We start from the raw sequence: 14,099 nt of genomic DNA, 5'->3' as shown, positions 1-14,099 counted from the left end.
GGGGGTTCAGTCGGCTTGGAGGCACTCAACAACGTCTTTTCGGGGTTCGTCGGGTAGTGTCTCGAGCTCGGCGGCCGTCACCTCCCCGTCAGCGGATATCTCAACGAGCTGTGTGGCGACGTCGTCCCAGTCAGCCCGCTGGTTCAGTACACAATTGACCTGCTCGCTTTCGTTGGCTCGTTCGAGCAGTGCCCCCAGCGTCTCGCGGTCGGCACCCGTTGGGACCTGTGCGTCGTCGAGGGTGGTCTCTGCGTCGACGGCAGCAATCCGGGCCCGAAGCATGGCTCGATCGATGTCACCGTCATAGCGCAGCTCCGCTGTTCGGTACTGCTCACGGAGGTAGTCGGTCAGATTCCGGAGGTCGCCACGACTCGCCCAATGGGACTCGGTCATCACTACCTGAACCGCCGCGTCACCGAAGCGCCTGTCGAGCGCTTCAATCGCACGAGCCTGGACGTCGTCGCGTGGCACCGATGCGGTGACCGTGTAGGTGGCGCCAGACTGGACGAACAGCAACTCGATACCCAGCGCGGACGTCGCTCGATAAAATCGGTCAACCGTCGCCTGTCGGTCGATATCAAGGTTGCAGGCCGCCGCGTGGTACTGATTGTACGTCGCCACTAGGGGCGCGTATTCGTCGGGGGCCTCGCCTTGCTGTATCCGTGACCGGACTCGGTCGGCGTCAATCTGGTCGATACCGTTCGTCTCCAGTCTCTCAGCCGCTTGGCCCAGGTGGTCGTCCCGAGCAGCGGGTATCGCAGTGGACTCGATAGCAGCTGGGTCGATGGGGTCGGCTCGGCTGCAGATATCGGACGCGAGCGCGGCGGTTCGGTTCCGTCGCTGGGACCGGTTCTTGGCGAGACGCTCGTAGAACGTCCCGAGCGAGTCGTTAATCTGGCTGGCCTCCGTCCGGTTGACGGCGGCCGTATCGAGCGTGTAGCGCTTCTCGAGGCGAGTGGGCTCCATCGCGAGAGCGCTCGTCGAGGCTTGGTCTGGCCTGGGTTCAGTCGCGTTCTCCGTTGTCGGCTCGGATTGTTCGGTTGGCGCCGGCGATAAGGTGGCGGGCGTGAGACCATAGACCGCCCCGAGCAGGCAGAGTCCAGCGAGACCCACGGCGACCAAGCGTGGCTCTGTCATCGATTTTATTCCCGGCCGCTGGCATTCTAAATCTTATCTTGTATCTCGTGTGCCAGAATATACTCTATCGTCGAGTCGGTCGGGCAGCCGGCAGGGGCAGCTGTCGCCGGATGCATAGTGGTTCGTCTGTTAGCTGGCTAGGTCGCCAACTGACGGCTATTCCAGCAGGCGGAACAGCGTGACACCCACTGTCACGAACACCACCACCGTCCCGCCACAACCTCCAGGCTTCTCTCTCGGCGCGGTGTTGCCGTTGCGTCGCCGGCGTGGGGACTCCTCACCTGAAGGGGAGCTTCCCACACCGCCGACGGACGGGACCCCGCGCTGTCGGAGACGGCTCAGCCGCCTTCGGCGGCCTGCGCCGCCGGCGGCTTCCCACGAGGCCGGTGGCCTCGGTATTTTCGGCCCATCGGGGTCAAGGGCGTCGGTCGCGGGTTCGCAGGCTCACCCGCGACTTGCCATCCGGCGCGCTTCGGTCTGCCGGTGGACTCCTCCCCTGAAGGGGAGGTTCCACCGCCATCGGTCAGCGCTTGGACGAGCGCCATGACTCCCGATGGGCCTCAAAGAATTCGGGTGGGTCCTCGCGGACCCGGCACCCCCGTGCGGTGGGGGTGTCAGTCGTACCGAGTCGCCCCACTGGTCGTGACGCGTGACCAGCCCCCGGGGCGTGGGCGCAGTTGGCACTCGACGATGTGAAAGTGGGGACGCAGAGACACGCCCCATCGGAACCAAATTACATTGTTGTCTATAGTCTCACGCGTCAAAAAGGCAGCGGCTGAGAAGCACCGACGGACGGTCATCACGACCCTGTTGCAGTGGGTGGTGATGATTACGACCGCACTCGCGAACGCCGCGACGGTGGTCGAACTCGTCGGCTAACTGCGGTCTGCAGTTCTCAATTTTTCACTCTACCGAGGGGGGTTCGTAAGTGTCTCGAGCGTGGGGCTGCCGGCCGGGCTTGAGAGGCCTTTTCCCCAGTGGCACGTGACGGCGCGCGGCGCCACCGACAGACTCGCTGTGCTCGTCTGTTGAGCCCTCGCTTGCTGTCGCTCGCGAGGACGACGGGACGCTTCGCTCGGCGCTGTCACGTACCTCGGGGCGGTCCGTCGAGTTCACTCAGCAAAGCACTCTAGGACATGTCCGCTGTCGAGTGGATTCGGTTCCAGAACATCTTCGTCCCGCAACCAGCCCCGATGCTCTGCCCGAACGACGACTGCGTCGTCGACGTAGTACGACGCATAGATGGTCGGAGAGTCGGCAATAGCCGACTCGAGCTCAAATCCGTAGGTGTATTGGAGTCGGCCGGTGACCGACGCCGGCAGTGAATCGAAATATGTGGGATCACCGACGCCAAAATAAACGTCGGTCAGTTCACTCCCATGCTCTTCGAGCAACCAGTTGGTCCTATAGGCGGTCTCATATGCGGCGATATACTCCGCCAAAGCGCTGCTCTCGCTGACTTCGGGTCGGGTATCTGGGTACGCTACCGGGTCGACCGCTTCGCTCCCGCTGTCTGGGTCCGGGCGGGTTGGGTCGACACAGGTCGGTCGTTCACGTTCTGGCGTTTCCGGTGTAGCCGTAGCTGTCTTGCTCTGGGTCACTCGAGCAGTGTGCTCTGGTGTCGTGGTCGTTCGAGTACCGCGTTCTGTTTCTGTGGTCGTTTGCGTAGAAGAACACCCAGCCAAGCCACCGAGTATGGCGGTCGTCGCGAGGAACGAACGACGGTCCATGCTCAGTCGTTCATTCCTGATTACAAGTTCTTTGTGGGTGGGCATAGTGGTGGCTATCGCTCCCTGCTAAATCGTCGGCGACGTTCTCCACGTCAATGTCGCTAGTTGGTATCGGACAGCTCGGTAGATTACGATATCACCTGCGGTGAGGAGTTGTACCGGGCACTGACCGACACTCTTGTCTACCCAACCAGCGGCCTGGAACATAGGAACAGGTGGGTTGCCTGTCGGGAGACAACCTAGCTGTCTGATGGATGCGGCAGCGCTGGGCTGCCGGCTTGGCGAGAAAGCATTGATGATTGGGTGGAACGTGTCGGCGCGCGGCGCCGACGGGGCGCTTCGCTCGGCGCTATCGCGCGCCTCGCGGCGGTCCACCATGCCTGCAGTAGCGGGCGTGGTCCCGCCCCACAGCTGGGGGGCGTCAAGGGCAGAAATATTCGGTTGCTAAGGGGTCCGAAACGGTGGGGCTGCCGGCACTGCTTCGACTGGTCCGCCCGGGATTCGACGCGGCGCCGTTCTATGTTGCGAGCGTGATAGGTACTGTCAGTAATCTGGCGCGCCTCGGCAATTTCCTATGGGGCAAGATAAAGGAACGATTCACTTTGATTGTATCCGGCCGCAGTCTTGCGTTTTGATGTGAATCAGTTGAATACTCAACTGATGCAAAAATGAATCACACTGCTGCCGTCTTGCGAATTTTGGCGAATATCGACGTAAATCAGTTGGATTGAATGACTCTACTAATAATATTATATTAATCGTAGCCAGCCGGTTCAGGAGGTGGCATCGTGGAACTCAAAAACATCCGGCACAGAATCGTAGAGTAAAGGCAAATATAAACTTTGTAACCAATGAAGGACGGGAGTATCTGGACGTGCTGTGGGTCAGCTACATGAAGTCAGAGGCGCTCGTGGTGTGACCATCGTCGTCATTTTCTTTTTCGTCCGTGATTGTGGCATCGACGGCTTCGTCGGTGGTGTCGTCGACATCCTTTGAGTCAGTGGCAGTGGTGGACTCAGTATGATTGGCAGTGTCATCAGAGAGTTTCTCATCTAGCTCATCAAGGGTGGATTGCTGGTCGTCAGTCTGAGTGTCTGGTGCGGTATCGGATTGAGCAGCGTCATCGGTCGGAGACTCCTCCGCCGATCTAGGGCTCGCTGGGTCTTGGTCACTATCTCCCGCCTCAACAGTCGTTGACTCCGACACCGACGCGGTGTTGATCTCACCGGTATCTTGAGCGAAGGGTTCTTTCGCAGTACTACCTGTCAGTGGGGAACCCTCTGGCGCACCTTGGGCGAAGGACTGTTCGAACTGCTCGTTGACTCGCAGTATTTCAGTTCGGTCAGTCACGATCTCCAAGGTTTGTGTTTCCGAGAGGTCAGTGTGAGCCACGATATCGGCTAAGAGCTCTCGTATTTCAGTGACAGCTACGGATTCTGGAAGCGTTAGGACTCGGTCGTCAAGCATTGTTGCGATGTCGCGGATAGCGTCGACGTTCTGTTTTTCCGTAATCGGTGGTTCCTGAAGGTCAAGCCGACCGAGGGTCTGTTCCCAGCCACCCTGGGTAAACGTACGATACGGGGTAGCGTCAGTCTCTTCTGCCCAGACTGCTGGGCCGCTATCTGATTCATCCCCCGTAGTCAGCATTTCGCCGTCAATGTCGCCAGAGTCATCGGTACTATCAGCGTCGTCGGTGTCGCCAGTTAGGTCGGCGGCTTTCGACCGAGCTAGCGCCATCCAGCTGTCGTGGTCCTCCAGATCTTCATCATCCTCGTCTTCGGTATGTCGCGTAGCCGGTGACTCGGCCCCCATCTCTGGGAGATCATCACGAACCTCGTGGAGTTCATACGATTGTCCGTGCCACCACGTCGTTCGAGAGACAACGATGCACTCCCCAGGTTCAAAGTCGCGTAGGAGACCCGACGTGATCGGTGTCTTGTCCTTCTCCTTGTACGTATCACGGGACTGGGAGCGAGCCGACTCGTTGCGCCCCTGGTGACTCATCGCGACCATTTCAGTGCGGTCCAGCTGTCGTCGTTCGCCGAGTTCATCGAGGACGAATTCAGTCGACTCGGCGTCACCGGGACCGAAGTAGACGCCCTGTGGACAGTTGCCCACGATGCCGGAGATAGTACTGTACGTATCTTCGAGCTGGCCGATGGTCTGAACACCGATCAGCGCGCGGGCCTTGTTTTTGCGTCCACGGGCCGTCAGGTTCGTCACCTGTGTAAGCGACGGCAGCGCATCGATTTCGTCGAGGATGTGGACCGTCGGGTTCGGCGAATTCATCGCATACCGAATCGACCAGTCGAGCAGCAGTTGATACATCGGCCCGAGCGTTTCCATTCGCGACGGGTCGGAGTCGATGATCAACACGCGCCCATCAGGGTTTTTGATATACTCTTCCAGGGAGAACTGGCCGTAGTCGGCGAAGTCGTCGACGAAGACCGGACGAACGTTTTCCCGCAGTGTCTGGTAGACATTCTGCGCTCCCTTTCCCTTGTCAGGATCGATGTGGCCAGACTCGAGTCGGTCGTACTCGTCGAGGGCCTCTTTGAGTGCGTAGTGGCCCTGATCGAGTAGCGAGACGATATCTGTATGACAGAGGTCCTGCCGGCGGTTGTTTCGCTGGGCCTCCAGATGGAGGTACATGAGCATATCCTGGAATGTCTGCTTCGCTGGCCGATGGAACGGATTGTGGCCGTCGGGCTCCCCGAAGATAGCGCCAGCTACCTCGCGAAACTCCGATTCACTCTCAGCATCTTGGAACAGATTCCAGACAACGTCACTGTCGGTCGCACTGATACGCTTGACGTCGAACCCGAGGTCCGTGTAGAACTGCTGGAACTCTTCGCCAGTGTCGTGAGCGATGACTGCAGTATCGCGGTCGTAGGGGAACTGGTAGGCTAGCAGCCGCATCATCGTCGTTTTCCCACTCCCCGTCTCACCGATGACAGCCGTCGAGATATCCTGATCGAGGGTCGGCGGCGTGTCGGCATCGTCGTCCTTGTTCGCGACCTCTTCGAGCGGGACGACTGATTCACCGTCCTCGGAGTCCCAGGGGTTACGAGCGAACATCGCCGGCGACGTCCGGCGGAGTGCATCGCCAGAGAGCGTAAGGACAATCCCTGTACCGTAGAGTACAACGGTGGTCTGATAGCTCACCAACGGGAGCGAGAGGCCAGGCATCGGATAGCCAGCGAAGAGCCCAGCGAGCGACAACGCAGCGACGACATGGGCAAACGGGAACAAGAACAACCAGTCGTAGTCACCGGCAAGTAGTTCAGGGGCAAAGAAAATCGCGCTGACGAGGAAGAAACCGCTGTAGATGTAGCGCCAGGCCCAGAACCGTTTGTGCAGCGGCTTGTCGCTATCGACCCACATAGGTGGGAACAGCAGCATTACCGCGGCCCACAGGAAGGAGGTGACATCGTCGTACTTGAGACTCTGGGGCACCTCTGCGGACTGTTGTCCGGGTGGAGTGTGTGAGGAATCAGAACTCGAGCTCATAGTGTATCACCCGCCCATCGTCCGGTCCATGTCCCGCTCAGGTTCCGGTTCTCGTTCTGACTCTGCCTCAGGTTCTAATTCTCGTTCCCGCTCGTTGTCTTCTGCAGCGGTTGAGTCAGCTTCACGGCTTAGCACTGACTCCGACTGTCGCTCCTGAGCGCGGGATTTGTCGCGTTTGTTCTCTGGTGAGGGTGTGGAAGGCGATGTCTCCTGGGAGCGTGCTCTGTCCTGTAGAACGTCTTTTTCCGGGTGCTCTTCCAGCGAGAGTTCGCGCTCATGCAATTCTTCTCGAGTCTCATCGGGTACCGTCTGTGACGGTGTTTGGGCAGCTGTGTCCGTGCTGGCTTGGGTGGCATCTCTGGCACGGTCTGGTTCATTGTAGACGGTCGAGGCCCGCTCCCGAAGACGTTCGATTTCAGCACGGTCCATCTCCAGTTCCGACTCTCGCCCCGTCAAAGCCACATGTGCATGGGGGAATTCGGTGTCACGGTGGACCGCATAGACGTATTCTGTGGTCGGTCGCTGGCCAAACTCTCGGTTCATTACCTCCCGAGTATTGGCACTCACCTCTTCGGGCGTATATTGCCCCTCTGGGTCCGGCGAGACGATCATATGGCGTTGGAACTGAAACTCCCGACTCTTCTCGACGAACCTGTCGACATCTGTCTCGGAGAGCTGTCGACCAGTTTGATTTCGGAGATCGACGGTTTCGACTGCGTCTTGCGAACGGTCCCGCTGGATATAGTCGACAAGGTTCCCAGCCCCGCTCTCTCTGAAATCGGTTTTGAGCATCATTCGCTATCCGCTCCAGTCGTGTCCGCTAGCGTCGCTTCTGTTTGCTCTGCACCCGATTCGTCGGTGTTAGCCTGGCCAGATGGAACCACAGAGGACAAAACAGGGTCATCGCCCGGATGACGATCAGCATACTCCGAAGCGCGTTTCAGTGCGGCTTTTCGCTCAGAGAGTGGATAATCACTTTCGAGAAGGTGCCAGAGGGCGATGACGTATATTGTCCGGACGCGTTGGATGCGCTCCAATGTCGTCCCGGTTTCAGACTGAAAGTTGGAAAGGAGAGTCATAGTATCATCATGAATCTCATCGAGAACTAGCTCTATCTGCTGGTCAACTCCATACCGTCTGTATTGCTGTTCGTTTTGGACTTCGTTGATATGCTCCGTTATCACTTGACGGCAGTACTCTGAGCGGGATTGATCTGCAGCCTCAGCTTGGTCTGTGAGCCACTCCTTCCGGTCTTCAGAGAGATAGACTTGGATGCTCGAATCACGCCCCATTAGTCATCACCCTCATCCTTTGCAGCCAGATTCGCGAGGTCGTCCTCAAGCGTGCCTGCAGCCTCCTTCACTGCTTGGCTGCGTTCCTCTTGAGAGTGTTCGCTTCCCAATAGTTCCCACAATGCAATACCATACAACGATTCCTGTCGAGTATCGATATCTGTGGCAGTAGATATCTCCGCGGTAATATCCGTTTTCAGGTCATCTAACTGGCTATCTATATCTAGGTCATCAAGGCGCTCGGCTTCCGTTTCACGAGCGATCCGCTGTTCTATCGCCATCAGACAGTACTCCGAGACACTCTGGTCGTGTTTGCGTGCCTGGGAGACGATTTGCTGTTTCTGTGCTGCACTGTCAGGATGTACCGAAATTGGATTCACGTCACTCATCGGCATCACCACCAGTGCCCTCAGTCATGAACTGGGCTGGACCCAGTGTCTCGTCCGTGTCGGCGTCTCTGCCCTGTTTGTCTGCCGCCTGCCCTCTCTCACTCCCAGAAGAGCGGCTCCTGTACCGGGCTGGATGGACTTCTCCAGTTACAGTCGTGTCTCTCCACTTCTCTCCGGTCTGGGGCCCGTTGGGAACCAGATTTAGGTCCTCGCCAATGTAGTTCTGGGCCAGTCGCATCGCAAACTGGCGTTCCGCGTTCGAGTATTCACCCGCGACCAGCCGCCAGAGCACAAGAAGATGGAGGCGACCTGGCTGATATTCCGCCGCGGTTTCGCCGGCTCTCTCGCCCCAGAACTCCCGTAACAGGATGTCTGTCTCGTCGTAGACGTCGTCGACGATTGTCTGCAATCGTTCAGAGTCATCGTATGGGTACTCTTTGTCGTCGCTGACGATGTCGATGTGTTTCTGGATCAACTCATGGACGTACTCCGATAGCGAGCAGTCCAGTTCCTCGGCACGGTGTTCCAGCCATCGTTTGTTCTCTTCGGTTGTATGTATCTGAAATGCCGTATCCTTCATCGCTCACCACACTCCTGGGTAGTCCCGGTCTTTCGATTACGCGTCTTGGCGTCGGTGACTACAGTCGGTGCTACAGGTTTGGCAGCCGCCTCTCCCGGCTGAACCGTCGAATCTCGCTTACTCATTGGCATCACCGCTGGCAGTCGTCTTGTCTTCGGTACGCCAGATGCTGTCGCCGTCAGGATCGAACGTCACCGTTCGCTCGTCATCACCCGGGACACCAGGCTCAGGCTGTCTCTCTGATGGCTGTGGATTGTCCCCTGTCGCCCCGTCGGGAGTCTCGGGCTCTGTCAGTTCCAGCACGCCGTCGGTCGAGGACGAAGTTCGTTGCTGAGGGTCAGATGGGGGTTCGTCAACGGCAGTTGATGCACCGCCGTCGGCGACCGCTTTCGAAGTCATCTGACGGTCGAGTGCTACGGACGCTATCTCTACCAGTTCGTCCTCGCTCAGCCCGTTCAATAGGCGCTCAGCTTGTTCTGGCGGGAGGCCATGAACCTGCGTCAGTTCATGTTCCATCGCTTCCGAATAGACGAACTGTTCGAACTGCTGGACCTTCGGAGATACCTGATCTGCAAGTTCGTCGAGGACATCGCGACCGTGAGCATCGAGATCGATGACACGCTTTTCCTCCCACGACGTCCGGATAGTCAGCGGGTAGTCGCCGTGCTCGTCGACGCGAACGAGAGCTTGAGAATACCCCTGACCGTCGCCGATGGACTCTTTGCCAGCCTCGGCTGTCTGGATGTAGTACTGCTGTTCGCTGGTCAGGCCGGCCTTCTTGGCCGTGTGGTCGCCTAGGTCCGGCTCGCGATGGTGGACCATTATCGGACACATCCCCGCTATCTCTTCGGCGACACCGTTGTCGTAGAACTCCTGGAGCGTCTGGGAGAGCATCACCAGCCGTAGCCCGGCGTGTCGCTGGTGGCGAGCAATTTGGTTCAGGAACGCCAGATTGGCGTCGTCGTTGAATAGGTAGTGGGCCTCGTCGATGATGATCTCCACCTTCGAATCCATGTTCTTGGCCTGCTGGTACAGTGTCGACAGCAGCAGCTGCATGATGAACGACTGTTTGCCCAGACCATCGCCAGTGCCTTCGACCTGCTGGAGGTCGAGATAGACCGCCTTGCTCGAATCGTCAATGAGCTTCATGTCCGACGCCTGGGAGAGATTCCCGTACGTACTGCCCTCACGGAACGGATGCAGCGCGACCGAGAGCTCATCAGCATATTCCCGGATTTTCTGACGCGAGGAGTCCGTGGTCGCGCCGGGGAACATCCCGGGGCTGTCCTGCAGTCGGTCCAGCAGGTCCAGGAAGTCCTGCATGTTGGGCGAGTTCTCGGGTGTGTGCGTCGACGGATCATCGGGCACGATATCGGATTCCGCAAAGATCGTGTCGATGATGAACGTGATCAGCCCACTGTGCATTTCGAGGTGGACGTCACGGGCTTCGAGGAAGTTCTCAATGACCCCGTAGACTTCGTCTTTCTTCGCTGCGACGGGTTGCATATCTGGAGATTGCTCCAGGATATGCTCCGGCGTCGGGTGCATCTCGCATGGATTGAGCGGCGTCTCACCGCTGACGGTGATCGTCTTCGCGTCGAGCATTTTCGCGCTGCCGCGCATATCTCCGACCGGGTCGATGTAGACCTGCTTGACGTCAGGCCGTTTCTTCATCATCCGCATCGCCCGAGCTTGTGTGCCGTGGGTTTTCCCGCCCCCAGGCATCCCCGTCACGAGCTCAGAGTGACCGGTTTCGAGGTCCCATGGGTCGATCAGCAACGAGGAGTTGTTGTGCCCATGGGTTCCGTACTCGATACCGTTCTCCATGCGAAGGTAGTTCGACGAGAACGGGAAGAGCGACCCCAGGGCTTCGCTGGTCATCGACGAGAGGCGATCCTTCCCGAGCTCGTTCGCCCCAATTGGCGAGACAGTCACCAGACCGTCCTCTTGTCGGCGGGTGGCCCGCTTGATGCCACAGTTCGCGGGCGAGTCCCGGAGCACGCTTTCGAGCTGGTTCGTCCGCCTTCGGAGTTGCTCTTTACTGTCAGCCGTGATACGGACGAACACGCCGGCGCGGAATAGCGACGTGTGGTTACGCCGGACCATCTGCCGGATGAACTTGGCCTGGTTCACATCTTGCTGGATGTCTTCCGCCTGAATCTGGCCCTGGTCATCTTGGACGACCTGCAGGGAAGAAATCCAGTTCTCCATGACCGCCAGTGCCTCCTGCGTGTCGTACGGATCGATGTGAATAGACACGTCGGCACGGAGGTCCGTATCCAGCAGCAGGCGTTCGAGCAGCCCATTCGACGGTTCTTCGGGGAAGGTTTCGACCCAGAACGTTCGAGCGTAGGTCTCCTGGTCGATGAGTGCATGATCCTCCGCCCAGTCGATGGCCGTGGGTGCGACCAGCGACTGGTGTTCGTGGCCCGGATTCGATACACCGTGCGGAGCCTCCACAGCTTCATCGATACCTCTCGTCTCGCTATCCGTTCCTTCGGCAGCCGCATGGTTCTCGAGCATCTCACTGGCGCGAGCTAGCTCTCTATCGGAGTACGTAATCGGCGAGATATTGGCTGCCTGCTCGATATCACCGAACTGCCGTGGCTCACAGGCCCAGTAGTCCTTGGTAAGCTGGGCGAGCTTGTACGACGATACGGGCTCGCTCCGACAACGATAGAGACTGTCGACCGAGCGAGCGACTCTGGAGAGTCGGTCGTGGAGTTTCTTGGCCTTGTGTTCCTCTCGCTCCCCGGCGGTCAGTCCGTTGCTCCCGACACTGGAGACCAACTCACCCACCACCGGAAGGTCTTCGAGGTAGTTCGCAACAGACGCGTCATCACTGACGAGGTCCTCAATCTCAGCATCGGTGACCGTGACGATGATGTAGTATTCGCGTTGCATCTCGGTCTCGGCGACGATTTCGCCATCATCGTCGGTGTGTCGGTTGAGCCACTCCATGAGGACCCCCCGGAAGATGGAGTGGTTCTGTGTATCGGCATCCTCGAGCCGCTCTTTGTGGGCCTCGATATGCTCCGTGTTGTCAGCATCCCGCGTCGTGACGTAGATCTTAGCGGTACCTTCCAATGAGTTAACCATCTCAGTCAGGGACTGGACAGCGTTCTGCCACTGCTCACCGTCTTCGAGGGCCATGTTGGCTGGCTGGACCTCGACGGCCCCGACGTAGGCGCCGTCGGCCCGTTCGATTCCGTGGGGCATGATGCGTTTCAGCCGGGTGGCATTCCGAGTGTCCTGAGTCCCGTCTTCGACGGTATGTTCCTCTTCTTTGACCCGCCAGAAGGCTCGGACACGGAGCCATTCAGTGAGCCGGTAGTAGTTCGGCCGAACTGCTCGCAGCGTGAACAGCCCTCCTTCGGCCAGAATCAGTCCAAGGAGTGCCGGGAGTGTCGCACTGGCAGGGACGAACGGCATTCCGAGGACGAGGACAAATAGGATTACCGGGGCTGCAAACAGGAGCAATTCACCGCCCGTGTACCCACCCCAGAACTCAGTCGTGTCACCGAGTGAGCCGTGAATGATGTTCGTACTGTACTGCTGTGGGTTCTGTTGTGCTTGCGCCATGAGTCTGATTAGATGTTCTGTGAGTCGTCTCGCGGGCGGTACACATCGGGGCCGAGCACGTCGTCATCGGTCGCGAACAAGTCTTTGGCGTTGGCAGCCCCACCCGTTGCAGGCGAGTCACCATCGTCGCCAGCATCGGTGGTCGGAGCGGCCCCAGCTGCGAGGTCGTCATCGTCAGCACTGTCTACTTGACCAGCAGCACTGTCGACATCCGAGGGGACCTGCTGGGCATCATCAGGGGGCGAACCGTCCTCAACAGTGGTTCCCTCATCGAGCAGGTCCCAGTACTGGACAGTGTCGCCAAGGTCGGGGGCGTCTGATTCCGCTGCCGAACCTCGCCCGGTGTCAGGCAGACGGCCTTGAGCGGGAGGTCCAGCGGGTTCAGGCGACTGAGAACCGCCGGGGTCCGACATCGAGGTTGAGGCAGTTCGGATTTCGTTCTCAGGGCCTGGGTCAGCTGGGTCTGGACCAGATACTCCTCCGGTCTCAGATGAGCCAGAGCCGTTTGAGCCCCCGAATTTAGCGTTCGACAGACCGCGATGGAGGTTCATGGCGCCGTAGGCTGCCCGACCGATGCGACCCTTTGCAGCGTTCCCCAGTGCGCTGAAGCCGCCGGCCGCGGCCTGTGCTCCCCCAGCCCCAGCCGCTACACCGGCGCCGGCGGTCACAGCACCGGCGCCAACTGCAGCCGGTGTCTTCACAGACTGTTTGGCTCCACCGAGAGTCTGTTCACTCACTCGCATCGCAGTCCGACTGCTCCGCACGATCATCTCCTTCTGAGCCTTCGCTGCCAGGTATATCGTGGCTAGAGCAACGAACGCGGTGAGTGCGTCAGGGAGTCCCCAAGCATCTGTTTCGAAGCTAATGCGGAAGAGGACGGCTGCTGGGATACCCCCGGCTAAAGCACCAGGATATGCCCCTGCAACTTGCTTGGCAAGTCCAGAGAACCGATTAAATGGCCAGACTTCTAGTGGCCAGAAGGCCGCCACGAGCGGCATACACAGCGTTAGCAGTATAATCAGTATCCAGCGGACTATCGCTATGAATATCGCCTTCAGGTACACATAGAGTCCGACAAGAACGAGTATCGCAAGCAGTCCCGGGTTTGCAACCCCTATTTCGGTGATGGAATAGAGGGTGGTTACGACTTCGTCAATATCGTACGCCGAGCCCGCGAACACTATTTGTCGTGCGATAATATCGAAGAATTGCGTTGCGAGAGACGCAACCGGCAACCACAGGAAAATCGCGAAGAACGCCATCACGACACGTCGGCCGACCTGCTTACGGACCACTGGATCCATCGATTTGTACCGCAGGCCCACGGCAGCTAGTGTGATGAACTGAAGGCCGAGGGCCAGACCGACAATTCCCTCAAAATAGAGATTCGAAATAAGAGCCCCCCAGGGGTCATTACTCGCACCACGGAACGCTATCTTGACCGGTCCTGCTACAGTGTTTCCCTCAGGTGCCGGCGTTTCTACTAACGGCGTGATGAGGGCTCTGAAGAACGACTTGAACGCGTTCTGAATGCCAGTTGCTAGTCCTTCGAGGAACGCATCAATCCCAGCCTCGATAGGATTCTTGAGTACACTCTCCGTGAATACTTGGTTTTTGAGATCCTCAACTAACTTCCTGAGGAATTCAGGGATAAAATCGTTGATGAAATCATTCACAGACGGAACATCGACGTTGACATCAACACCTCCGCCACCACCGTCTCCACTACCGCCTTGATTTCCCCCATCATAACCGCCGTCACCACCATCTGAATTTCCGTCATTATCATCCCCACTACCGCCTTGATTACCCCCCTCATATTGAATGAGTTCAAAGAACTCAGATATCTCAAATTCACTCATCGGTAACCCTCCCCATT

10 protein-coding genes are annotated in these 14,099 nt (G+C 58.5%); 1 reads left to right on the top strand and 9 read right to left on the bottom strand.

The window, feature by feature from the left end; genetic code table 11:
• Window positions 1–6 precede the first annotated feature (6 nt).
• Entirely contained in the window at window positions 7–966 is a 960-nt protein-coding gene (locus EGD98_RS18600; protein ID WP_220589855.1) for a hypothetical protein, read from the bottom strand.
• A 912-nt stretch (window positions 967–1,878) separates the two neighbouring features.
• On the opposite strand from EGD98_RS18600, the gene EGD98_RS18595 reads away from it, so the two are divergent.
• Entirely contained in the window at window positions 1,879–2,016 is a 138-nt protein-coding gene (locus EGD98_RS18595; protein ID WP_220589854.1) for a hypothetical protein, read from the top strand.
• Window positions 2,017–2,249: 233 nt separating this feature from the next.
• On the opposite strand, the gene EGD98_RS18590 is transcribed toward EGD98_RS18595, so the two are convergent.
• The 8 genes from EGD98_RS18590 to EGD98_RS18555 all read right to left on the bottom strand — a co-directional run bounded on the left by EGD98_RS18590 (window position 2,250) and on the right by EGD98_RS18555 (window position 14,082).
• Window positions 2,250–2,912 carry a hypothetical protein gene (locus EGD98_RS18590; RefSeq protein ID WP_220589853.1) on the bottom strand — a complete coding sequence of 221 codons (663 nt, stop codon included), beginning with the start codon at window positions 2,910–2,912 and terminating at the stop codon, window positions 2,250–2,252.
• An 843-nt stretch (window positions 2,913–3,755) separates the two neighbouring features.
• A complete protein-coding gene (locus tag EGD98_RS18585) occupies window positions 3,756–6,377 on the bottom strand; it encodes a type IV secretion system DNA-binding domain-containing protein (RefSeq protein ID WP_220589852.1) in 2,622 nt (873 codons plus the stop codon).
• A gap of 6 nt (window positions 6,378–6,383) precedes the next feature.
• The gene (locus EGD98_RS18580; RefSeq protein WP_220589851.1) at window positions 6,384–7,172 is read right to left on the bottom strand and encodes a relaxase/mobilization nuclease domain-containing protein; all 789 of its coding nucleotides are present in this window, start codon (window positions 7,170–7,172) and stop codon (window positions 6,384–6,386) included.
• Complete coding sequence (locus EGD98_RS18575; RefSeq protein ID WP_220589850.1) at window positions 7,169–7,669, bottom strand: hypothetical protein; 501 nt, start codon at window positions 7,667–7,669, stop codon at window positions 7,169–7,171. Before EGD98_RS18575 ends, EGD98_RS18580 begins: the two co-directional genes overlap by 4 nt.
• Window positions 7,669–8,058 (bottom strand): hypothetical protein, encoded by a 390-nt coding sequence (locus tag EGD98_RS18570; protein WP_220589849.1) that lies wholly within the window; start codon window positions 8,056–8,058, stop codon window positions 7,669–7,671. The genes EGD98_RS18575 and EGD98_RS18570 overlap by 1 nt, the downstream gene beginning before the upstream one ends.
• Complete coding sequence (locus tag EGD98_RS18565) at window positions 8,051–8,638, bottom strand: hypothetical protein (protein ID WP_220589848.1); 588 nt, start codon at window positions 8,636–8,638, stop codon at window positions 8,051–8,053. Before EGD98_RS18565 ends, EGD98_RS18570 begins: the two co-directional genes overlap by 8 nt.
• 117 nt (window positions 8,639–8,755) lie before the next feature.
• Window positions 8,756–12,220 carry a VirB4 family type IV secretion system protein gene (locus EGD98_RS18560; protein ID WP_220589847.1) on the bottom strand — a complete coding sequence of 1,155 codons (3,465 nt, stop codon included), beginning with the start codon at window positions 12,218–12,220 and terminating at the stop codon, window positions 8,756–8,758.
• Window positions 12,221–12,228: 8 nt separating this feature from the next.
• Entirely contained in the window at window positions 12,229–14,082 is a 1,854-nt protein-coding gene (locus EGD98_RS18555) for a TrbL/VirB6 family protein (RefSeq protein ID WP_220589846.1), read from the bottom strand.
• Window positions 14,083–14,099: the final 17 nt, after the last annotated feature.

The organism is Haloarcula salinisoli (assembly GCF_019599405.1).
Lineage (GTDB): Archaea > Halobacteriota > Halobacteria > Halobacteriales > Haloarculaceae > Haloarcula > Haloarcula salinisoli.
The sequence above is the reverse complement of the archived record's forward strand: the minus strand, read 5'-3'. Positions and strand labels throughout refer to the sequence as shown.

What these genes read in the sequence shown, in the direction of transcription:
- EGD98_RS18600 (WP_220589855.1), bottom strand. Translation starts at nt 966, where the DNA reads ATGGAGCCCACTCGCCTCGAGAAGCGCTACACGCTCGATACGGCCGCC.
- EGD98_RS18590 (WP_220589853.1), bottom strand. Translation starts at nt 2,912, where the DNA reads ATGCCCACCCACAAAGAACTTGTAATCAGGAATGAACGACTGAGCATG.
- EGD98_RS18585 (WP_220589852.1), bottom strand. Translation starts at nt 6,377, where the DNA reads ATGAGCTCGAGTTCTGATTCCTCACACACTCCACCCGGACAACAGTCC.
- EGD98_RS18580 (WP_220589851.1), bottom strand. Translation starts at nt 7,172, where the DNA reads ATGATGCTCAAAACCGATTTCAGAGAGAGCGGGGCTGGGAACCTTGTC.
- EGD98_RS18575 (WP_220589850.1), bottom strand. Translation starts at nt 7,669, where the DNA reads ATGGGGCGTGATTCGAGCATCCAAGTCTATCTCTCTGAAGACCGGAAG.
- EGD98_RS18570 (WP_220589849.1), bottom strand. Translation starts at nt 8,058, where the DNA reads ATGAGTGACGTGAATCCAATTTCGGTACATCCTGACAGTGCAGCACAG.
- EGD98_RS18565 (WP_220589848.1), bottom strand. Translation starts at nt 8,638, where the DNA reads ATGAAGGATACGGCATTTCAGATACATACAACCGAAGAGAACAAACGA.
- EGD98_RS18560 (WP_220589847.1), bottom strand. Translation starts at nt 12,220, where the DNA reads ATGGCGCAAGCACAACAGAACCCACAGCAGTACAGTACGAACATCATT.
- EGD98_RS18555 (WP_220589846.1), bottom strand. Translation starts at nt 14,082, where the DNA reads ATGAGTGAATTTGAGATATCTGAGTTCTTTGAACTCATTCAATATGAG.